This is a genomic window from Curtobacterium aurantiacum (genome assembly GCF_018598555.1).
Taxonomy (GTDB): domain Bacteria; phylum Actinomycetota; class Actinomycetes; order Actinomycetales; family Microbacteriaceae; genus Curtobacterium; species Curtobacterium aurantiacum.
Map to the genome: position 1 here is coordinate 266,106 of NZ_JAHEWN010000003.1, position 20,180 is coordinate 286,285.

25 protein-coding genes are annotated in these 20,180 nt (G+C 71.9%); 13 read left to right on the top strand and 12 right to left on the bottom strand.

Features of this window, described 5'->3' with window-relative positions:
- Positions 1 to 8 precede the first annotated feature (8 nt).
- Positions 9 to 887 carry a helix-turn-helix transcriptional regulator gene (locus tag KK087_RS04895; RefSeq protein WP_214564378.1) on the top strand — a complete coding sequence of 293 codons (879 nt, stop codon included), beginning with the start codon at positions 9 to 11 and terminating at the stop codon, positions 885 to 887.
- Positions 888 to 966: 79 nt separating this feature from the next.
- Here KK087_RS04895 and KK087_RS04900 read toward each other — a convergent pair whose 3' ends face one another.
- The gene (locus tag KK087_RS04900) at positions 967 to 1,851 is read right to left on the bottom strand and encodes an aldo/keto reductase (protein WP_214564379.1); all 885 of its coding nucleotides are present in this window, start codon (positions 1,849 to 1,851) and stop codon (positions 967 to 969) included.
- An 86-nt stretch (positions 1,852 to 1,937) separates the two neighbouring features.
- Between KK087_RS04900 and KK087_RS04905 the strand changes: the two genes are divergently transcribed.
- Genes KK087_RS04905 through KK087_RS04920 form a run of 4 tightly spaced genes read left to right on the top strand, consistent with a single transcriptional unit; the run spans position 1,938 to position 5,004 of the window.
- Positions 1,938 to 2,855 (top strand): helix-turn-helix transcriptional regulator, encoded by a 918-nt coding sequence (locus KK087_RS04905; RefSeq protein WP_214564380.1) that lies wholly within the window; start codon positions 1,938 to 1,940, stop codon positions 2,853 to 2,855.
- Positions 2,852 to 3,055: a hypothetical protein gene (locus KK087_RS04910; protein ID WP_214564381.1), complete on the top strand. Its 204-nt coding sequence runs from the start codon at positions 2,852 to 2,854 to the stop codon at positions 3,053 to 3,055. Before KK087_RS04905 ends, KK087_RS04910 begins: the two co-directional genes overlap by 4 nt.
- A 60-nt stretch (positions 3,056 to 3,115) precedes the next feature.
- A complete protein-coding gene (locus KK087_RS04915) occupies positions 3,116 to 3,814 on the top strand; it encodes a carboxymuconolactone decarboxylase family protein (protein ID WP_214564382.1) in 699 nt (232 codons plus the stop codon).
- Positions 3,811 to 5,004, top strand: a complete 1,194-nt coding sequence (locus tag KK087_RS04920; RefSeq protein ID WP_214564383.1) for an MFS transporter — start codon at positions 3,811 to 3,813, stop codon at positions 5,002 to 5,004. Before KK087_RS04915 ends, KK087_RS04920 begins: the two co-directional genes overlap by 4 nt.
- A 9-nt stretch (positions 5,005 to 5,013) precedes the next feature.
- Here KK087_RS04920 and KK087_RS04925 read toward each other — a convergent pair whose 3' ends face one another.
- Together KK087_RS04925 and KK087_RS04930 are read right to left on the bottom strand one after the other, a co-directional pair.
- A complete protein-coding gene (locus KK087_RS04925) occupies positions 5,014 to 5,985 on the bottom strand; it encodes an NAD-dependent epimerase/dehydratase family protein (protein ID WP_214564384.1) in 972 nt (323 codons plus the stop codon).
- 102 nt (positions 5,986 to 6,087) lie between these two features.
- Positions 6,088 to 6,573, bottom strand: coding sequence for a DUF4126 family protein (locus KK087_RS04930; protein WP_214530655.1), 486 nt, complete (start codon positions 6,571 to 6,573; stop codon positions 6,088 to 6,090).
- A gap of 143 nt (positions 6,574 to 6,716) precedes the next feature.
- Here KK087_RS04930 and KK087_RS04935 point away from each other — a divergent pair, with 143 nt between their 5' ends.
- Positions 6,717 to 7,367 carry an SDR family oxidoreductase gene (locus KK087_RS04935; protein ID WP_214564385.1) on the top strand — a complete coding sequence of 217 codons (651 nt, stop codon included), beginning with the start codon at positions 6,717 to 6,719 and terminating at the stop codon, positions 7,365 to 7,367.
- 102 nt (positions 7,368 to 7,469) lie between these two features.
- Here the strand turns inward: KK087_RS04935 and KK087_RS04940 are convergent, their stop codons facing one another.
- Together KK087_RS04940 and KK087_RS04945 are read right to left on the bottom strand one after the other, a co-directional pair.
- Positions 7,470 to 8,456, bottom strand: coding sequence for a matrixin family metalloprotease (locus KK087_RS04940; RefSeq protein WP_214564386.1), 987 nt, complete (start codon positions 8,454 to 8,456; stop codon positions 7,470 to 7,472).
- Positions 8,457 to 8,614: 158 nt separating this feature from the next.
- Positions 8,615 to 9,316, bottom strand: coding sequence for an SDR family oxidoreductase (locus KK087_RS04945; RefSeq protein ID WP_214564387.1), 702 nt, complete (start codon positions 9,314 to 9,316; stop codon positions 8,615 to 8,617).
- 95 nt (positions 9,317 to 9,411) lie between these two features.
- Here KK087_RS04945 and KK087_RS04950 point away from each other — a divergent pair, with 95 nt between their 5' ends.
- Positions 9,412 to 9,807 (top strand): MerR family transcriptional regulator, encoded by a 396-nt coding sequence (locus KK087_RS04950; RefSeq protein ID WP_214564388.1) that lies wholly within the window; start codon positions 9,412 to 9,414, stop codon positions 9,805 to 9,807.
- 83 nt (positions 9,808 to 9,890) lie between these two features.
- Here the strand turns inward: KK087_RS04950 and KK087_RS04955 are convergent, their stop codons facing one another.
- From KK087_RS04955 to KK087_RS04965, 3 genes are all read right to left on the bottom strand, one after another.
- Positions 9,891 to 10,535 carry a response regulator transcription factor gene (locus tag KK087_RS04955; protein ID WP_214564389.1) on the bottom strand — a complete coding sequence of 215 codons (645 nt, stop codon included), beginning with the start codon at positions 10,533 to 10,535 and terminating at the stop codon, positions 9,891 to 9,893.
- A complete protein-coding gene (locus tag KK087_RS04960; protein ID WP_214564390.1) occupies positions 10,532 to 11,875 on the bottom strand; it encodes a sensor histidine kinase in 1,344 nt (447 codons plus the stop codon). The genes KK087_RS04955 and KK087_RS04960 overlap by 4 nt, the downstream gene beginning before the upstream one ends.
- 129 nt (positions 11,876 to 12,004) lie before the next feature.
- On the bottom strand, positions 12,005 to 12,697 hold the full coding sequence (locus KK087_RS04965) for a DUF6766 family protein (RefSeq protein ID WP_307859984.1): 693 nt from the start codon (positions 12,695 to 12,697) through the stop codon (positions 12,005 to 12,007).
- A gap of 245 nt (positions 12,698 to 12,942) precedes the next feature.
- On the opposite strand from KK087_RS04965, the gene KK087_RS04970 reads away from it, so the two are divergent.
- The 4 genes from KK087_RS04970 (at position 12,943) to KK087_RS04985 (ending at position 14,805) form a co-directional block, all read left to right on the top strand.
- Complete coding sequence (locus tag KK087_RS04970) at positions 12,943 to 13,161, top strand: hypothetical protein (protein WP_214564391.1); 219 nt, start codon at positions 12,943 to 12,945, stop codon at positions 13,159 to 13,161.
- Positions 13,158 to 13,349 (top strand): hypothetical protein, encoded by a 192-nt coding sequence (locus KK087_RS04975; protein WP_214564392.1) that lies wholly within the window; start codon positions 13,158 to 13,160, stop codon positions 13,347 to 13,349. Before KK087_RS04970 ends, KK087_RS04975 begins: the two co-directional genes overlap by 4 nt.
- Entirely contained in the window at positions 13,346 to 13,780 is a 435-nt protein-coding gene (locus KK087_RS04980; RefSeq protein WP_214530664.1) for an F-actin-capping protein subunit alpha, read from the top strand. The genes KK087_RS04975 and KK087_RS04980 overlap by 4 nt, the downstream gene beginning before the upstream one ends.
- Positions 13,781 to 13,842: 62 nt before the next feature.
- Positions 13,843 to 14,805 (top strand): AraC family transcriptional regulator, encoded by a 963-nt coding sequence (locus tag KK087_RS04985; RefSeq protein WP_214564393.1) that lies wholly within the window; start codon positions 13,843 to 13,845, stop codon positions 14,803 to 14,805.
- A gap of 16 nt (positions 14,806 to 14,821) precedes the next feature.
- On the opposite strand, the gene KK087_RS04990 is transcribed toward KK087_RS04985, so the two are convergent.
- A complete protein-coding gene (locus KK087_RS04990; RefSeq protein ID WP_214564394.1) occupies positions 14,822 to 15,544 on the bottom strand; it encodes an SDR family NAD(P)-dependent oxidoreductase in 723 nt (240 codons plus the stop codon).
- Positions 15,545 to 15,682: 138 nt separating this feature from the next.
- On the opposite strand from KK087_RS04990, the gene KK087_RS04995 reads away from it, so the two are divergent.
- Both KK087_RS04995 and KK087_RS05000 read left to right on the top strand, forming a co-directional pair.
- The gene (locus KK087_RS04995; RefSeq protein WP_214564395.1) at positions 15,683 to 17,086 is read left to right on the top strand and encodes a hypothetical protein; all 1,404 of its coding nucleotides are present in this window, start codon (positions 15,683 to 15,685) and stop codon (positions 17,084 to 17,086) included.
- A gap of 97 nt (positions 17,087 to 17,183) precedes the next feature.
- On the top strand, positions 17,184 to 17,516 hold the full coding sequence (locus KK087_RS05000) for a DUF4190 domain-containing protein (RefSeq protein WP_214564396.1): 333 nt from the start codon (positions 17,184 to 17,186) through the stop codon (positions 17,514 to 17,516).
- A gap of 78 nt (positions 17,517 to 17,594) precedes the next feature.
- On the opposite strand, the gene KK087_RS05005 is transcribed toward KK087_RS05000, so the two are convergent.
- The 3 genes from KK087_RS05005 to KK087_RS05015 form a co-directional block, all read right to left on the bottom strand.
- On the bottom strand, positions 17,595 to 18,164 hold the full coding sequence (locus KK087_RS05005) for a manganese efflux pump MntP (RefSeq protein ID WP_214564397.1): 570 nt from the start codon (positions 18,162 to 18,164) through the stop codon (positions 17,595 to 17,597).
- A gap of 231 nt (positions 18,165 to 18,395) precedes the next feature.
- Positions 18,396 to 19,250 (bottom strand): LamG domain-containing protein, encoded by an 855-nt coding sequence (locus KK087_RS05010; RefSeq protein ID WP_214564398.1) that lies wholly within the window; start codon positions 19,248 to 19,250, stop codon positions 18,396 to 18,398.
- Complete coding sequence (locus KK087_RS05015) at positions 19,247 to 20,131, bottom strand: S26 family signal peptidase (RefSeq protein ID WP_214564399.1); 885 nt, start codon at positions 20,129 to 20,131, stop codon at positions 19,247 to 19,249. The genes KK087_RS05010 and KK087_RS05015 overlap by 4 nt, the downstream gene beginning before the upstream one ends.
- Positions 20,132 to 20,180: the final 49 nt, after the last annotated feature.

The window sequence follows — 20,180 nt, forward strand, 5'->3', positions numbered from 1 at the left end:
GTGACGGCATGAACCACCGCGACGAAGCGCGCGACTTCCTCTCCAGCCGTCGCGCCCGCATCACCCCCGAGCAGGCCGGCGTCGAGACATTCGGCACGCGGCGTCGCGTCACCGGGCTGCGTCGCGAAGAGGTCGCACGCCTGGCCGGCGTCAGCATCGACTACTACACGCGGCTCGAACGCGGGAACCTGCAGGGCGTCTCGGACAGCGTGCTCGACGCCATCGGCCGGGCGCTGCAGCTCGACGCCGCCGAGCACGAGCACCTGCGCGACCTCGCGCGGCACCAGAACGAGACCCCCCGCCGCGCCGGTCGCGTCGTCCCGGTGGCCGCCGTCCGGCCCGAGCTGCAGTACCTGCTCGACGTGGTCACGGACGCCCCGGCGATGATCATCAACAACCGGCAGGACATCGTCGCGGCGAACGCGCTCGGCTTCGCGATGCACTCGGACCTGGTCGCGGCACCGGCACGGCCGATGAACTTCTCGCGCTTCATCTTCCTCGACCCGCAGGCGCGGAACTTCTACCAGGACTGGCAGCGGGCCGCGCACACGAACGTCGCGATCCTGCGCCGCGAAGCGGGCCGGACGCCGAACGACAAGGACCTCGCTGCACTGATCGGCGAGCTGTCGATGCGGAGCGACGACTTCCGCGGCCTCTGGGCGGCACACGACGTCCGACGCCACTACGCCGGCGTCAAGGCGTTCCGGCACAGCGTGGTCGGCCCGATGGAACTCCACTTCCAGACGCTCGAACTCGCCGAGGACCCGGGGCTCGCGCTCACCATCTACCCGGCGACGCCGGGCAGCCCGACGGCCGACGCGCTCCGCGTGCTCGCCTCGTGGGCGGCGACCGAGGGCATCGCGGAGCGGGCGCGCCAGCTCGCCTGACGCGGTGGCGGTGACCACCCCACGGGCGTGGAGGCGCGGGGCGGGCCCGCCCCGCGCCTCCAGGCCGCTCGTGCTCGCGTCAGGCCTCCGGGATCACCCGGTCGAACCAGCTCGTGTCCGTCCCGTCCGGGTCCGGGCCGTTGCGACGCCCGGTGTCCAGGGCGTCGAGCCGCGCGAGCTCGTCCTCGGTCAGCGCGAAGTCGAAGACGTCGAAGTTCTCGGCGATGCGCCCGGGGTTCGTCGACTTCGGGATCGCGTTCCGGCCCTGCTGCACGTGCCAGCGGAGCATCACCTGCGCCGGCGTCCTGCCGTGCGCCTCGGCGATCGACCGGATCGTCGGGTCCTCCATCACGCTGACCCGCTCGTCGCCCCAGCCCGGGTAGAACGTGATGCCGCCGATGGGGGACCACGCCTGATCGAGGATGCCGTGCTCGGCGTCGGCGCGCTGGACGTCCGGCTGGGTGAAGTACGGGTGCAGCTCGATCTGGTTGAGCGCCGGGATGACGTCGGACTGCTCGAGCAGCGAGCGGAGGTGGTGCGGCATGAAGTTGCTCACGCCGATCGCGCGGACCCGGCCGTCGGCGTACAGGCGCTCGAGGGCCCGGTACGCCTGCACGGTCTGCTCGAAGCGGGCGGGCGCGGGCTGGTGCAGGATCAGCACGTCGATCGTGTCGAAGCCGAGCTTGCCGGTGGCCTTGTCGAAGGCGTGCAGGGTCTGGTCGAAGCCGTAGTCCGAGACCCAGATCTTGGTCTCGACCACGATGCCGTCGCGGTCGATGCCCGAGGCGCGGATGCCCTCGCCGACCTCGCGCTCGTTGCCGTACCCGGCGGCGGTGTCGATGTGGCGGTACCCGGTCTCCAGGGCCGTGCGGACGGCGTCCACGGTCTCCTCCGGGGCGCTCTGGAACACGCCGAAACCGATGGCGGGGATCTCGAGTCCGTTGTTCAGGGTGACTGTCTCCATGCCGACGACGCTACGACCGCCGACCCCCGGCTGACGGGTACCAGCAACCCCTGCTTCCGGCACCCGGCCGGCCGTACCGTGGGCGCATGGACACCAGAAGCGAAGTGCGCGACTTCCTCCGCACACGCCGCGAGCGCGTCACGCCGCAGCAGGTCGGTCTGCCCGACTTCGGTGGGGTCCGCCGCGTGAAGGGGCTGCGGCGCGAAGAGCTCGCACTGGTCGCCGGGATGAGTGTCGACTACTACGTCCGCCTCGAGCGCGGGAACCTGACCGGGGTGTCCGAGAGCGTCCTCGAGTCGCTGTCCCGCGCGCTCCGCCTCGACGATGCCGAGCACGCCCATCTGTTCGACCTGGCCCGACTGCAGAACGCCTCGGGCGCCTCGCGCCGGACCATCCCGACGTCGAAGGTCCGGCCGAACGTGCAGCGGGTGCTCGACTCGATCAGCGCCCCCGCCTGGGTCCGCAACGGCCGGTTCGACTTCCTCGCCGGCAACGCACTCGCCCGTGCGGTGTACTCGCCGCTGTTCCTGTCGCCCTCCGGTACCCCGAACACCGCACGCTTCGCGTTCCTCGACCCGCGCGGTCAGCAGTTCTGGCGGGACTGGGACGCCGTCGCCCGCGACGTGGTCGCCGCCCTGCGCGCCGAGGCGGCCCGCTCGCCGTACGACAGGGGACTGACCGACCTGATCGGGGAGCTCTCCACCCGCAGTGACGTGTTCCGGCGGCGCTGGGCGGCACACGACGTGATGCGGCACCAGAGCGGCGTGAAGCGCCTGCACCACCCGGACGTGGGCGATCTCGACATGCGCTACGAAACGATGGAGCTCGTCACGGACTCCGGGCTCACCATGGTCGTCTACGGCACGGAGCCCGGGTCGGCGTCCGAGGAACGGCTGCAGCTGCTGGCGAACCTCGCGGCGACGAGTGCGACCGGTGCGTCGACCGCGTCGACCGCGTCGACCGCGTCGACCGACGCTGTCGCTGCCTCGGCGGAGGATGCATGAACGAGACCGACTCCGTCCGGGCAGTGGTGCCGGCTCCGTCCACCGGGCCCCTGAGCCGGCTGCGGTTCCGGTTGCGCGCCGAGCAGGAGATCCACGAGCTCACCCGTGACCGCGAGCTCGAGGAACGGGTCCGAGCCGAGGCGGCCGTGCGGCTCACGCCCGGGCCGTGGCACCTGGGGGAATTGTTCCGGCGGCGGTGACGGCTGAGGGGGGAGGACAGCACCTGTCACCGGTCCGCGGTCGGCCCTAGCGTCGAGGACATGACGTTCGCCGACACCGACCCCGAGTTCGCCCGGTACCACGCCGACTTCGTGGACGAGACCCTGCGGAACGCCTCGCTCAGCGAGCACGACCGCGTGGTCGTCCAACTCGGTGCGACGATCGCGGCCGGAGCACCGACGGCCTTCCGCGACCTGCTCACCCCGGCGCTCGACGGTCCACTGTCACCCACCGAGGTCAAGGAGATCGTGTACCAGGCCGTTGCCTACGTCGGTTCCGCACGCGTCGGCGACTTCCTCACGATCACCAACACGGTGCTCGTCGCCCGTGGGGTCGCCCTGCCGCTGCCCGGACAGTCGACGACGACCCCGGCCGACCGACTCGAGCGCGGCCGGGCGGTGCAGGGGTCCGTCGTCGGCGCGGACCGCGTCGACGCGATGTACGAGAACGCTCCCGCGGACGCCGTGCACTTCCAGCGGTTCCTGTCCGGCAACTGCTTCGGGGATACCGTCGGACGTGACGGGCTGTCGCTGCCCACCCGTGAACTCCTGACCTTCGCCGTGCTCACGGCGCTCGGCGGGGCCGACGCACAGGTGCAGGGGCACGTCGCAGGCAACCTGAACGTCGGGAACACCCGGCAGCAGATGCTGGACGTCCTCACCGTGCTCGTCCCGCTCATCGGCTACCCGCGCACGTTGAACGCCCTGGCCGCCCTGGACGAGGGAGCACCCGCAGCATGACCACGGACCACTCGATGTCGACGGGCCGGACCCTGCTGTTCGCCGTCGCCGGGGGAGCGGCCGTCGGCAACCTGTACTGGTCCCAACCGCTGCTGGACGACATCGCCTCGACCCTCGACACCTCGGCATCGCTCGCCGGGCTGCTCGTGACGCTGACCCAGGTCGGCTACGCACTCGGCATCCTGCTCGTCGTGCCGCTCGGAGACGTCCTCGACCGACGACGGCTCATCCCCTGGGTGCTCGTCGCCTCCGCGGTCGCGCTGCTCCTCGCCGCGATCGCCCCGACGTTCACGACACTCCTGGTCGCCCTGGCGCTGGTCGGGCTGACCACGGTCGCCGGGCAGCTCCTCATCCCGCTGGCCGGGGACCTCGCCGACCCCGCGCAGCGCGGACGCGTGGTCGGCACGATCGCGTCCGGGGTGCTCACCGGCATCCTGGTGTCGCGGACGATCAGCGGCCTGGTCGCGGACGCCTTCGGGTGGCGCGCGATCTACGTGCTCGCCGCCGTCGTCGCGGTCGTCCTCGCCGTGCTGCTGCGGCGGGCCGTCCCGGAGCTCGAAGCCCGCGGCGGGGTGCCGTACCCGCAGCTCATCCTCTCGGTGTTCCGCGCGGTCCGGACCCACCGGACCGTGCAGGTCACCCTGGTGATCAGCTCGACGGTCTTCGCGGTCTTCACGATGTTCTGGACCGCGCTGACGTTCCTGCTGAGCAGCGACCCCTACGACTTCTCCACCAGCAGCATCGGGCTGGTCGGCTTGGTGGGGCTCGCGGGTGCCGTGGCGGCGCAGCGGGTCGGGCGACTGCACGACCGCGGGCTGTCGGTGCCCGTCACCGGGGGAGCGATCGTGCTCCTGCTCGTCTCCTTGGTCGTGGCCGGGATCGGTGCGCAGTCGATCGTCGTGGTGCTGCTCGCGGTGCTCCTGCTCGACGTCGCGGTGCAGGCCGCGAACGTGCTCAACCAGACCCGGCTCTTCTCGGTCGACCCGGCCGCGCGCAGCCGGCTCAACACCGCCTTCGTCACCTCGAACTTCGTCGGCGGCGCGATCGGCTCCGCCCTGGCGTCGGTGTTGTGGAACACCGGCGGCTGGACGGCGGTCACGATCGGTGCCGCAGTGCTGGCCGGGTTCGCCGCGACGGTCTGGGCCGTGCACCGGAACCGTGGGCTCGTGGTCGAGCCGGAGCGGGCCTGACCGCGGGGCTCAGCGGACCAGGGGGTTCGTGACCTCGAGCTCACCGTGGTCGACGAGCCAGCGCACGGCGTCCAGCACGGTCTCCTCGGCGGTGAACGCCGGTGCGTACCCGAGCAGACGACTCGCCTTCTCGGTGCTGAAGACCTGGCTGCGGGACAGGTGCTCCCAGCTGGCGTCAGCGTGCTCCGGAGCCGTGGTCTCGCGGAACCGGTCCCACGTGACGGGGTCGAGCCGGGCCTCCTGGCCGAACCACGACGCTGCCAGGTGGGCGTACCCGCGCACGGTGAGCGCCGTCGGGGCCGTGACGAAGAAGTCCTCGCCCGCCGCCGCATCGCGGTGCTCGACGGTGAGCTGGAACGCCTGCGCGACGTCGTCGGCGTGCACGTGTGCCATCGTCTCGGCGCCGAGACCGGGGACCTCGAGCGGTTCGCCGGCGGACAGCTTCGTCAGCACCGAGGTGTCGAGGTTGCCGAGCGGACCGATCGGCGTCCAGCCCGGACCGCTGATGTGACCGGGGTGCAGCGACGTCGTGACCAAACCGCCTGATGCGGTTTCCTCCTTGAGCATCCGGGCGATGGCATCCTTCTGGACGCCGTAGTCGCCGAACGGCGGGGTCGCGTTCTGCTCGGTGATCGGCAGCACGTGGGAGACGCCGGCGAGCCAGATCGAGCCGCAGTGCACCAGGTGGGTGCCGGAGCCACGGAGGGCATCGACCAACGCGGCGGCCGAGGACTCGGTGAAGCAGACGAGGTCGACGACGGCGTCGGCGCCGAGCGCGGCGATGCGGGAGCCGAAGGTGCCGTCGCGGTCCTCGTGCTCGCGGTCGGCGGTGACCCGCTCGACCTGCTGCCACTCCGGGGCGTCGGCGTACGGGGTGCTCGTGCCGCGGGTGACGGCGGTGACCCGGTGGCCGGCGCTGACGAGACGGGGAACGAGGAACGAGCCGATGTGGCCGGTGGCTCCGATGACGACGATGTGCATGGGGGCCACCGTAGGCCGCGGCGTGCGGATCGTGAGCAGGAACGGTCGGGTGCGGCGGTGCGACCCGACCGTTCCTGCTCACGAAACGCGCAAGCGGCACGCTCAGTCGGCGGTGATGACCTTCACGGAGCCGGCGATGGTCGCGGCGTCCTCGGCGAGCGCGACGACGGGGTCGGGCAGGCCCGCGCCCCCGAGGAGCTTGCGCGCACCCCAGCCGACGAAGCTGCCGACGAGGGCGCCGACGCCACCGAGGATCGCACCCTCGATGCGCAGGTCGCGCTTGCCCGTGGTGCCGAGCGCGGCGCCGGCGAGGGCACCGGACGCGACGCGGCCGAGCAGCGCGGACGGGGCGATGCGGTTCGGGGTCTTCGGCAGCTTGTCGCCGATGAGCTCACCGACGGCGGAGGCCACGAGCAGCCCGCGGCCGACCGGGGTGCTGAAGACCTTCCACTGCTGCCACGAGCCCTTCAACGAGGACCGGTCGTGGTTCAGTGCGAGGACGGCGAGCGGGGTGGCACTCCGGCCGCCGCTCAGGATGCCGAGGACCAGGGTGCGGACCAGGGTGTGCTGCTCGTGCTGCTTGCTCATCGTGACTCCTGTCGTGTTGCCCCCGACGGTACGCACGCTGACCTCGGGTGTTCCGAGCATCGAGACGCACGAGACGCGCCGGGCGCCAGGCGCCATCGCCGGCGTTCCCCGGGCACGGAGCCGCTCCGAGTAGCGTCCGGCCCATGAGCAACGTCATCGTCTTCGGCGGCCACGGCAAGGTCGCACTCCTCGCCACCCGCATCCTGTCCGAGCGCGGACACACGGTCACGTCCGTCATCCGGAACGCCGACCAGTCCGACGAGATCCGGGCACACGGCGGCGAACCGCACGTCGCCGACATCCAGCAGCTGACCCTGGACGACTTCGCCGAGCTCGTCCGCGGGCACGACGCCGTGGTCTGGTCGGCCGGTGCCGGTGGCGGTTCCGTCGACCGCACGTGGGCCATCGACCGCGACGCCGCCGTCCTGTCGATCCAGGGGGCGAAGCAGGCCGGGGTCGACCGCTACGTGATGGTGTCGTTCTCGGGCTCGCAGCTCGACCACGGGATCCCGCAGGACCAGGACTTCTTCGCGTACGCGCAGTCCAAGATGATCGCCGACGCCGTGCTCCGCGACTCGGGGCTGCAGTGGACGATCGTCGCGCCGAGCACCCTGACCGACGACGAGCCGACCGGGTCCGTGGACTGGGACGGTTCGTCGACCCAGGTGCCGCGCGGCGACGTGGCGCACGTGCTCGCCGACGTCGTCGAGCACCCCGGCACGGCCGGCAACACCTTCCGCTTCAACACGGGGTCGACCCCGGTGGCGGATTTCCTGCGCGCCGACGCGGTCTGAGCGAGGCCGGACGACCAGTTCCGGCGGACATCCGGAACAGCACAACGGGGTCGCGGCGGTTCTCCGCCGCGACCCCGTCGCTGTCCCACGAGAGCGTCGAGCTCAGTAGAGCGTCGAGATGCCCGTCATGTCACCGCGGCCGAGCGTGCGCCCCTCGAGCTCGCAGTACCCGCCGGACGGCTCCATGACCTGACCGGTGCCGGTCGCGACGTGGTCGAGGCCGTACAGGTGGCCCCACTCGTGCGTCGCGACGACCTGGGTGTCGAAGCGTGCTCCCGAGCAGGTGGCCGTCGAGCTCCACTTGAAGCCCGTGGCGTAGCGCTGGTCGGCTTCACGGGCGTTGCCGTTGCCGTCGAACCAGACGCAGGTCACGCCGAGCGTGCCGGTGGGCAGCTTGCCCCAGCCCATCACGTTGTAGCCGTTGTTCCGCGAGCAGCCACCCTGGTCGGTGAGGTTGGGCTTCTGGGTCGCGAGGCGCAGGTAGTCGTTCTTGGCCGTCGACGTCACGGTGCGGTCGCAGGCCGAGATCGTGCCGATCCACGCGTTCGCTCCCTTGCGCAGGGCGTCCTTGGCGTACGTCGACTTCTGGTCGGTCTGGTTGTAGTACCACTTCACCGTGCTCGCCCAGCTGTAGCCGGACGGGGCCCACGCCGTGCTCGTGCACTTCGTGCTCGCGGCGGTCGCGGCGCTCGGGGCCGCCTGGGTCGTGGCGGTCGCGCTCTGGACGCGCTCCTGCTCGACGGCGGGGGCCGAGCCGGTCCAGGCCTCGTCGACGCGGACGGCGACACCGGCCGAGCCGTTGTTCGCGATGAGGACGTCGGCGAGTTCGGCTGCGCCGGGCGCGGCCGAGCTGCTCGCCATGACGCTCTCACCCGGTGCGGGGAGCGCGAAGGTGCGGCCGTCGGGCGTGACGACGGTGCCGGACGTCGCCGTGCAGCCGGTCTCGAGCGTCTGCACCGAGAGCGTCCCGGGGGCACAGCTCGTGCCGGCCCCCGGGGTCGCCGCCTGGGCGGGTGCCGCGGTGATGGTGAGGCCTGCGAGGATCGCGACGATCGCCCCGGCGCTGAGTGCGTTCCTGACTGGACGCATGGTTCCCTTCCAGCGGCGGGCGACGTGCCCCCCGTTCCTGATCGGGGTCCATGCTCGCTGATCACCCCGCACCGGGTCCAGGACTGCGCTGCGAGGACACGCCCCCAGTCAGGGGCGCGTGTCCGGTCAGGAGCGCGTGCCCAGCCGCCGGGGGATGCTCAGGCCATCTGCGAGTAGAAGCGCTCCGGTGCGTCGGCGAGCGACGCCTTCACCATGCGGCTCCAGTCGTCGACCAGCACCTCGGCCGTGCCCTGCTCCACACCGTCCAGCGCCAGGCGTGCCACGTCGGTCGGGTCCGTCTTCGGGCCGTCGTAGTCGGCCATCATGTCGGTGTCGGCCGCGCCGAGGTGGAGGCCCTGCACGCTGATGCCACGGTCGGCGAGCTCGAGCCGGACCGCGTTCGTCATGTTCCACTCGGCCGCCTTCGCCGCCGCGTACCCACCCGCACCGGGGGCCGCGAACCACGACAGCGCCGACAGCACGTTGACGATCGCGCCGCCGCCGTTCCGCTCGATGACCGGCGCGAAGGCGCGGATCATCGACAGGCTGCCCCAGAAGTGCGTGTCCATCGCGGCGCGCACGATGGCCAGGTCGTCGGTCACCAGGGACCCCTGCGTGGAGATGCCCGCGTTGTTGACGAGCAGCGTGACGTCACCCGCAGCGACGGCCACCGCGTCGACCGATGCCTGGTCGGTGATGTCGAGGGGCAGCGCGACGACGCCCTCGACGTCGACGAGCTCGGGGCGGCGTGCGGTCGCGTAGACCTTGGTGGCCCCGCGCTCCAGCAGCTCCAGGGCGAAGCGGCGTCCGATGCCGCGGTTCGAGCCGGTGACGAGTGCGACCGATCCAGCGATGTCCATGGTGTCTCCTCCTGCCGCGCGGGTGTGTCCCACGGTGGCTCGGTTACGCTAAGACCTCACATCCATGTCAGGGGCAAGCCCGGATCGGAGCACACATGCGCATCGGGGACCTCGCGGCCGAGACGGGCGTCAGCGTCCGCTCGCTGCGGTACTACGAGGAGCAGGGGCTGCTCACGGCGTCGCGCACCCCGAGCGGGCAGCGGGTCTACGCCGACGCGGCCGTCGAGCGCGTCCAGCTCGTGCAGCAGCTGTTCGCGGCCGGGCTCGCGAGCCGCACGATCGTGCAGCTGCTGCCGTGCGTCGACCGCGGCGAGTCGACACCGGAGTCGTTCGCCCTGCTCATCGCCGAGCGCGACCGGATCACCGCGCAGCTGGCCGAGCTCGAGGCGGCGAGGGGGCGACTCGACGAGGTCATCGCGATCACCGAGCACCCCACCGCCGAGCACTGCCCGGCGCTGCGCGAGCGACCTGCGGAGCCGGTCGCGGCCTGAGACGCGGGACGGGACGGACAGGAGGCACGGTGCGGGCCCGCCACGGGCCTCCCGTCCGCCCTCCGGCCCGTCCAGGGCCCCGCTCAGTCCGCCAGGAACCGCAGGACCGCGAGCACCCGCCGGTTCTCGTTCGGCGTCGCCTCGAGCCCGAGCTTCGTGAAGACGGCGGTGACGTGCTTCTCGACGGTCCCGCCGGACAGGAAGAGCGTGTCCGCGATCGCGGCGTTCGACCGGCCCTCGGCCATCAGGCGGAGCACGTCCGTCTCGCGGGCGGTCAGCGAGTCCAGCGGACCGCTCGTGGCACGTGGCGCCTGAACCAGCGCGGACGCGACCTCCGGGTCGAGCACGACGTTGCCGGCGGCGACCTGGTGCAGCGAGTCGATGAAGGTACCGACCTCGGCGACCTGGTCCTTGAGCAGGTACCCGACCCCGACCGTCGCGACGTCGAGCAGGGCCCGCGCCCACTGGGCCTCGGCGTACTGCGAGAACAGGAGCACCCCGACGTCTGGCCGGACGTCCTTCACCCGCATCGCCGCGCGCACGCCCTCGTCGGTGTGCGTCGGCGGCATCCGGATGTCCATCACCACCACGTCGACCTCGCCGTGCGCGACGACCGCCACCGCGGCGTCACCGTCCGACACCGGCACGACCTCGTGCCCCCGACCGCGCAGCAGGGACGTCAGCCCCTCCCGCACGATCGTGTTGTCGTCGGCGACGACGATCCTCACCGTTCGGCTCCGCTCGGCATGCGCATCCGGACGCGGGTCGGGCCGCCGGCTGGGCTGTCCACCTGCAGGTCGCCGTCGACGGCGCGCAGGCGTTCGAGCACCCCGGCGAGTCCGGTGCCGTGTCCGTCGGGCGTCCCGAGGGCGACGTGCGCGCCGCCGTGGCCGTCGTCCTCGACCTCGACGAGCAGGTCGGTGCCGAGCATGCCGACCCGGACGGCGGTGGCCGATGCGTGGGCGTGCTTCGACACGTTCGTCAGCAGCTCGAGCACGCCGAAGTAGGCGATCCCCTCGACCACGCGGGACGGCCGGACGGGCAGGTCGACCGACAGCGCGACGGGGAACGGCGTCCGGGAGCACGCCGAGGCCAGTGCGGCCTCGAGCCCCTCGTCGAGGACGGGCGGGTGGATCCCGCGGGCCAGGGCGCGGAGCTCGACCAGTGCCTCCTTGGTCGAGGCGTGCGCCCGGTCGACCAGTGCGGTGACCGCGTCCGGGTCGGTGCCGGTCTGCAGACGGTCACGGGCGTCGCCGAGGGTCATCGCGAGGCCGACGAGCCGGGCCTGCGTGCCGTCGTGCAGCTCGCGCTCGATGCGCCGCAGGGTGGTGTCGGCGTCGAGCACGGCGGCGTCGCGGGATGCCGTGACCTGGCGGAGCCGCAGGTCGCGGGCGGTGGCACCGAGCAGGGACCGGATGACGACCCGCTGCAGCGCCGCGAGCCCGTGGTTCACGGCCGGCCAGAGGAACAGCACGATGAGCAGGCCCAGCGCCGCGAACGCGACCTGCAGCGGCGGAGTGTCGACGAAGACGCCGAAGAACTGCGCGCCGTGGTGGAGCTCGCCGTCCGCACCTTCCTGGGCCGGCAGGAAGTGCCCCCACGCCGCGTGGGTGATCGCGCCCAGACCACTGACGAGCACCGCGGTCGAGACGGCGAAGGTGGTGGTGGTCAGCACGAACCCGGCGAGCAGGTACGCGAACGCCCGCCAGGTCGGGCCGTCCGACAGCCGCGCGAACGCGGTGCCGAGCGGCGTCGACGCACGCCGGGGCGGTGCTGGAGCGACGACGGTCTGCCCGAGCAGCGCGGCCGACATCCGGCGGGTGATCGCGGCGAACCAGTTCGACCCGCCGAGCAGGAACGCGGCGACGACCAGTCCGACCCAGGTCAGCGACACCGGGATGCCGACGGCCAGCACGACGACGAACCAGGCCAGCGCCCCGATCGCGATCGGCAGGTGCGCCACGTGGAACGCGTACGCCCGCCAGGTGCTGGCGTCGGCGACGGCGCGGAACGGTCGGAACCGGGGGACGGTGGTGGGTTCGCCCGGGGTGGCGACGGCGGTGTACATGCGGACCTCTTCGTGTCGGTGACGAGCTTATTGCCCGACACCAGCCTCGCCGCGGGGGTCGTCCCGCACACCGGTGCTGGCCCCCGTGGTCGGTGGGGAAAGCCCGCGATCGTCGTCAGCCGGGTCCGGTCAGGCGCCCGTCTGCTCCGTCGGCGCCGCCACGGGCTTCGACTGGCTCGACCCACGCTGCCGCAGGGACACGGTTGCGATGACCATCACCGAGATGACGAGGAACTCCGACTGCCAGTTCTGCATCGACTCGAACCAGAACTGGCTCGTCCCCAGGTAGCCCCACGCCGAGATCACACTGCCGCCGTGCTCGAGCTGCTCCTCGTTGTAGGCCGCAGCGCCACCGATCACGTGCCCCACGACACTGGCGAGGAACAGCACGGCGAACAGGATCAGCAGCGAGTTCTCGTACAGCACGAGCACGATCCCGCCCCGACGGACCGGCCACGGAGCTCGCGGGTCGTCGGCGTGCTCCCGGGGGTCCTCGTCCTGCGGGCTCTCCTCGTCCAGGGGCTCGGACTCGCTCGAGCCCTTCTGGAACAGGAACACCGTGAACACGATGTACGCGCCCATCTGCAGGAACTCGCTCTCCCAGTTCTCGAACGTGGCCTCGGCGAACTCCCCGCTCGACAGGAACCCCCAGAGCGACTCGACGGCCTGGCCGTGCTGGAGTGCGTCCGCCACGGACACCCGCCACCCGGCGAACACCATGCCGACGAAGCACCCGAGGAAGACGGCGACGTTCGCGATGAGGAGGCCGTGCCGTCGCACGCGCTGCCATCCGCTCGGTCCGTTCTGCAGGGCGAGGGTCACCCGGTCCTCCGTTCGTCGTGTGCCGCCATCCTCGTCCGGACGCCACGAACGCCTTCGCAGGAGTGTCCTGGCCGGATCGCGCTGGTGCCGCAGCCGGTTCCGGACACCTTCCGCATCCGGGCTGTCCGACTTTCGCCGTGGGCCGGCGCTCGTCCGCGACCGCGGCGGAGCGCGACCTACCGTCGTCCCCAGCCCGATCGACCGGGTCGCCGGCAGCGGCGAGGACACAGAGAGGAATGGGCACCATGACCACGTTCACCACCACAGAGTCCGGACTCGAGCCGAGGCACGCCCGGACCGCCGTGGCACGCCGGGCGCGCTGCGTCTCCGAGCGCAGCCCGTTCACCGAGGTCCGCGAGCAGGCCCGGATGCGCGCGCTGATGGTCGCCGCGACCACGACCGGCATCGTCTCCGTCACCGCCGCCGCCTCCGCGGCCGTCGTCGTGATCGGCCTCGGCGCATGAGCGCGGCGAGCCGTCACGTCCCGGGTGACCCGTTCCTCGACGTGCTCCGCGGCCGACCGGGTGAGTGGCGCCGGCGGGGGATGACACCGCCGTCCGAACTCGACGCGATCGTCGAACGGCGGTTGGCCGGCGTCGTGCGGGGCGTACCGGCGGACCCCACGTACGCGGACTTCTTCGTCACCGCGTGAGCACGACGACCACGGTGGTCGAGCAGCTGCCCGCCCCGTCCGTGCGGCAGCTCGTCGCGGAGTCCGTCCGGTCCCGGCACCGGGAGTGGATGCAGGGGCTCCTGGCGCGGGAAGCCGAGTTCGTGGACCCCCGCGACCGGGTGCTGGCCGTGTTCGACCACCTCGAGCGCGAGTGCACGAGCGGTCGGCCCCACTGCGACGACCACGGCGATCCGGACCTCGTGCAGGAACACCTCCGGCAGGTCGAGGCCCACATCGCGGAACGCTGTGCCGACGCCGCGCTGCCGGTGCACCTCGGCCAGGCGCTGACGCTCCTGGTCCAGGGTGCCCGGGTCGGAGCAGCGGTCCACCGGTCCGCGCAGCCGGCCAGGACGGCCCGCACGGCAGCGGCCATGCTGCTCGCGGTGTACGAGGGCGAAGCGCTCTTCTGACCCGTTCTGGACAATGGTGCGCCGTGCTCGAACGGCGGTGTGAAACTACTGCTCGAGCGACCATGGACGACCACACCGAGCAACCCGAGCGGCCCGACCGCATCCGCGTCGACGAACGCGGAACCGACCTCGCGGCGGCGAAGCAGACGCTCGCGACGGCGTACGACGGCATCGCATGGGACGCCGACACCACCGGGGACGACTTCGACTACCGGTACACCGCGGCCGGCGACGGGACGATGACGCTCCGCGCCGTGCACTTCGGCGGACGTCTGACCGGCGAGATGCCCGCCGGCGACGACTTCGTCGTGCAGTGGATCACCCGCGGGCTCGGCATCCTGGGCGACGGCGGGAGCGCCATCCACCTCGTGCCGGGTCGGCCACAGATGTGGCCGAACGAGGCGTTCACGTTCCGCTTCGAGGACTACGACCAACGGCTCGTCCAGGTCAACCGTGCCGCCGTCGAGGCGGTCGCCGCCGAGCGTGGGCTGTCGCTCCGCCGCTTCGACCACACCGCCCAGATCGACGACGACGCGGTACGACAGTGGCGACAGACGGTCCAGCTCATCTCGTCGACGACGATGGACCGGCAGGCCTCGCCGCTCCTGCAGGCCGAGATGGGGCGACTGGCCGCGGTCTCCCTGCTCGAGCTCTACCCCCGCGCCACCGCCGACCTGCCACCCGGACTCCTGCTGCCGCAGCACCGTCGGATCCGCCAGGTCGTCGAGTACGTCCACGAGCACGCGCACCTGCCGATCACCACCTCCGACCTGGCCCAGATGGCGCACCTCAGCCTCCGCGCGCTGCAGGCCGCGTTCCAGCGACTACTCGGCATGTCCCCGAACGCCTACATCCGCTCGGTGCGCCTCGACCGCATCCGCACCGAGCTGATGGCGTCCGATCCGGCGACGACGAACGTCGCCGACGTCGCCCGGTACTGGGGCTTCGCGCATGCCGGGCGGTTCTCCGGGGCGTACGCGGAACAGCACGGCGAGTACCCGAGCGAGACGCTCCGCCGCTCCTGACGACGGTGCGCGCGACTCAGAGCGTGACGCCGGTGGCCGTCGCCAGCGCGTCGAGCAGTTCGGCGCGGAACCGCTGGTCGGCGACCGCCGGGTGCGGCTCCTGCCGCTCCCCGTGGAACCAGTAACCACCCGTCGCGGTTTGGTCCGGCTCGGTCGCGAGTGTCTCCTGCGTGCGGTGTCCGAGCTCGAAGTCGTCCGGAGCGCCGGCCCCGCCCATCTTGGTCGCCACCCAGCCCGGGTCGACGGCGTTGCTCAGCACGCCCGGGCGTCGGAGCGGCACCTCGGCGGCGAGCGCCGTCACGAACAGCTTCGTGTCGGAGTACGAGTTCGTCTCCGAAGCGCCGGTCCAGTCGACGGTGTCAAGGCGCGGACGGCCGCCCCGGTGCATCCCGCTGCTCAGGTACACGTGCCGCTCCGGCGAGCGGAGCAACGCAGTGAACAGGTACGGCGCCACGACGTTCACGGGCACCAGGGAACGGCCGGAGATCACGCCGGCGTTGTGCACGACGGCGTCGAGCGGGGTGCCAGCGTCGAGTTCCCGGGCGGTGGCGATCACGGCGTCGCGGTCCGCCAGGTCGGCGACGACGAGTTCGGCGCCCCGCTCCACCAGGTCGGCGACCGCCTCGGCGCGGGCCGGGTTGCGCGCGTGGACGACGACGTCGTGTCCGCTGCGGAGCAGCGAGTCGGCGGTTCCCCGCCCGAGGCCGTCGGTGGATCCGGTGACGAGGATGCGTGCCATCCGCCCATCATGCGCCCGACCGCTGCGGCGGGTCCGGCAGGGGGACCGGCAACGGGCGGACGGGAGGCGCGGTGCGGGCCCGCCATGGGCCTCCCGGCCGTTCACGGCCCGGCCACAGGGCCGCGGTACGGTCGCTGCATGAGCAGCTTCCTCGAGCCGATCGACGCCGTCGGCGTCGGTGACGCGACGATCGTGCCGGACGCCACACGGCCGGTCGCGGCGATCGTCACGGGCGACGACGTGCGGTGGGTGACGTGGCCGGACGCCCCGTTGCCGGACGGTGCGGTCGACGAGGTCCGGGTCTTCGCGACCGACGAGGGCGCTTGGGTGGTCTACGTGTCGCGCGAGGACGCTGAAGGCGACCTCGACACAGAGTCGCGGACGGCCGTGCACGTCACGCCGACCGGGGTGACGTGCTCGGTCGACCTCGGGGATCGACGGGTGCTCGGGGCGGACGTCGAGGGGCTGTGGATCGGCGACCCACGTGACGCGTCGATGTGGATGGGTGAGGACGAGGACGAGGGCCTCGGGGATCCGGAGGACGACGAGGCAGTCGAGGACGACGAGGACTCGGACGACCCGCTCGACGGCGTCGACCCGGAGACCCTGCCGTGGGCGCCGTCGGAGCCGTTCTGGCCGTCGCCGGAGGAGTGGGCGGCGACGCTGGCGGCCGGCGACGAGCCGGAGGACGACGACCCCGAGCTGCTGGACGACGATGACGACGATGGGCCCCGGTACTGGAGCGTCAGCTTCGGCGGCGTCGAGGGCGGCTTCGTCCCGCCGCCTGAACCGCAGGCGGAACCCGCTCCGCCCCTGCAGACCCCGTCGACTGAACTGGTGCTCGTCCGCAACGACGGCAGCCGGACGACGATCACCGTCGACCACCTGGTCGAGGACGTTCACCGCACCGGCTCGGTCGTGACCATCCGGTACGCACCGACGGGCCCGCGACTGGCGCCCGACGCGTCCGTGTTCCGGAACGTCGTCTACGTCTCCCGCGAGGTGGACCTCGACGTGACCGGCGGCCTGCCCGCCACCGTGACCACGGGGGACCTGCCGTCCCGCCCCGCGAGCGACGAGGACGAGACGTCGTGGGAGGACGAGCAGGACCGACAGGAAGCGGCCCTCACACCGTGGACGGAGCGGTTCGACCTGACCGACGTCGAGGGCGCGCGCTGGCCGCTGCACGACCTGGACGCTGACGCACGGGAGCGCGCGGTCGCGGACCTCGTGGGCGTGTTCGAGGCGCTCGACCGGCCCGGCATCCTGTGGACCCGCGACCACCCCGAGCCCCGACGGTCGGCGAGCGCCTACCGGGCCGTCGAGGTCACCGTCGAGGGGGAGTGGCCCGCGACCGAGGTCGTGGTGTCGTTCGAACACAGCGCCGTGCCGTACCTGCGGCTCCGCCGGCGCTACCGGGTGTTCGACGACGCCGGGCACGTGGAGGACTGGACGTACGTCGGCGTACACCTGGACGAGGACATCGACAGCGGTCACATCGCCGACCGGTCGGACGCGGTGGACGGGGTGCTCGACATCTGACGGCCGTCCCGCAACTCAGGCCCGACGATCCCACGACCGCGCGCCAGTCCTGTACGTTCCCTGTGTAGACATCCCTGATCAGAGAGGACGCGGCGCCATGAGTGACGGCACGCCCCAGCACAACCAGCAGAACCCGAACCCCTACGCCGCCGGCGGGCAGCCCTACGGCGCTCCGATGCAGCCGTCGTCCGACCGTTTCAACGTCATGGCGATCGTCGGGTTCGTCCTGGCGTTCGTGGTGAACATCGCCGGCCTCGTGGTGTCGATCATCGCGCTCTCGCAGATCAAGAAGACCGGGGAGCGCGGCCGCGGCCTGGCCCTCGCCGGCGTCATCATCAGCGCCGTGTCGATCGTCTTCGGCATCATCTGGGTGATCTTCGTGATCGCTGTCGTCGCGAACGCTCCGGCGGGCAGCACGGGCGGCTACTGACGCCCACCAGCACCAGACCGGAGGCCCGTGGCAGCTCGCCACGGGCCTCCCGTCTGTCAGGGGTTCCGGACCGTGGCCTCAGCCGATGACGCCGGTGTGCTCCAGCACGATGTTCAGGCCGATGAGGATCAGGACGACGCCACCCGCGATCTCCGCCGGCTTGCCGAACCGGGCCCCGACCCGGCGCCCGACGACGACCCCGATGAACGACAGCACCGCGGTCGTGATCCCGATGAGCAGCACCGCGCCGCCGATCGACACCGGCAGGAACGCCAGGGTGACCCCGACCGCCAGGGCATCGATGCTGGTGGCGACCGCCAGCACGAGGAGCTGACGGACCGGCAGCCGATCGGTGTCCTGCTCGGTGTCCTCGTGCCCCGAGAACGCCTCCCACAGCATCTTCCCGCCGATCAGCGCGAGCAGCCCGAACGCGACCCAGTGGTCGAAGGCTGCGATGTCCTGCGCGAACGCGGACCCGAGCAGCCAGCCGAGCAACGGCATCACCGCCTGGAACACCCCGAACGTGAGCGCGATCACGATCGCGTGCCGCACGTCGAAGCGCTTCATGTGCAGGCCCTTGCCGAGGGCGACGGCGAAGGCGTCCGCGGAGACGCCGAGCGCGATGAGGAAGAGGGCCCAGAACGACATGGGAGCGGCGCCTTTCGAGACGGTCGGACGGAGACGCCGACGTCTCAGGACCTGACGATCCTGGCACGGTCCAGGGCATGAAAATGCCTGATCAGCGGGATTCGTCGCCCCGAATCCAGGGGTTGGTGGGCCCGGTCCGGCAAGGCGGCCCACGTTCTCGGCGCGACCGGGGGACGGACTGGAGGCCCGGGGCGGGCACGGCCACGCGCCTCCAGGCCGTCAGTCAGCGCGTCAGGAACCGGCGGCCGCGTGCGCCGCGACGTGGCTGGCCGTCAGTTCCGTCCCGTAGACGGCCGCGTACCGCATCGAGCCGGTGAAGTAGGGGTTGGCGGAGGAGCCCGGCCAGCCGCTGACGATGTCGTACCCGACGCGGAAGTAGCCGGTGAAGCTCTCCGCGGCCTTGAACGCGGTGTTCGACGCGACGAGCCTGCCGTCGACGTAGAGGCGCATGCCGTTGGTCGGCGACATCGTCGCGACCGTGTGGTGCCACTTGCCGTCGTTGACGGCCGACGGCGTGGTGAGCACCTGGGTGGCACTGCCGGTGTAGGTGCCGAAGGCGAGCTGTCCGCTCGTGGTCAGGTAGAGCTTCCGGTCGTGCTGGCTCGATGCACCGGTCTGGCTGCTGCCGAAGCCGATGAGCATGCCACCCGCGACGGTGGTCCGGAACCAGACCTCCTCGCTGAAGGTCGTCGGGTTGGCGTACGACCGCGGAGTGGAGACGTAGCTCGTGGAGCCGTTGAGCGCGTAGGCGCTGCCCGCGTCGCGGGGGCAGGCGTTCGGGCTCGGCGTGGTCGCCGTCATGGCTCCCTGGTAGGTGCCGTTCGCGCCGCGACCCGACCAGTCGGTGGCCGTCCGCGAACCCGAGGCCTCGGTGAGGCGGTAGGCGAAGAGGGCGTTCGCGGTGTCGGCGCCGACGGCACCCGTGCACGTGAAGTACGGGGCAGTCGCCGCGGTGTTCGCGCTGTTCGTGACGCGTGCGCTGTAGGCCGAGCGGGTCGGGGCGAACTGGTTCAGCAGGACGACGACGGCCAGGGCGGCCACCAGGAGGACGGCGACGACACGACCGTCGCGCAGGCGGCGGATCACGAGGGACGCACCGCCTCGACCCGACCGACGGCCAGGCACGCGACGAGGGGCACGAGACACACGGCGATCAGCGCGACCCAGCCGAGGGGGTCGAGGTCGATGTTCGACATGAGCTGGTAGTGCCCGTTCTCCGTCAGTTCGTGGATGACGACCTTGCCCATCTCGCCGTCGACCAGGTGGACGCTGTTGCCGCCGTGGGCGTCGACGCGGACCGGGAAGATCCCCGACGAGATCACGGTGGCCTCGACCCCGGTCGGGCTCGAGGTGTTCGTGATCGTCGTCACGTTGACGAAGGGCTTGAGGACGAACGCCGCGTACGCGGTGGTGAGGGCGCCGCCGGCGATGCGCAGGCAGGTGCGGGTCACCCGGTCGGTGAACGCGCTGGTCAGGGTCAGGATGATCAGCGTGCCGATGAGCAGGATCGGCGCGGCGCGGAGCAGCCAGCCGATGTGCGGGACCAGGAGTGCAGGGGTGCCGATGACGTCGGCCTGGGTGAGCGTCCACGGGTCGACCGCGCCGTTGACGTCGCCGCGGGTGTGGAGTCCACCGTCCGCGTCGATCGAGACGATGCGGTGGGTGTAGACGACGTCCGGGTTGGCGGAGGTCTCGAACGAGACGATGTCGCCGACGTTCAGGGTGGAGACGTCCACCGGCAGGTCGAGCACGAGGGTGCCGACCGGGGCGGCCTCGCCCATCGAGGGGGTCTCGACGACGAACCAGCGACCGCCGGACGAGAGGAAGAGGGCCGCCGCGCCGAGCAGGACGGCGGCGACCGCTGCGACCGTCCAGGCGAGGACCGTCTCGGAGCGGGTGACCTCACGGCCGCGGAGGACCGGGCGGTCGAGCATTCCGCTGAGCGGGATCGCTGCGGTCTGGCTCATGGGTTCTGCTCCGGGAGGTCGGGGTCGTGCGGGTCATGCGGGGGGGGGG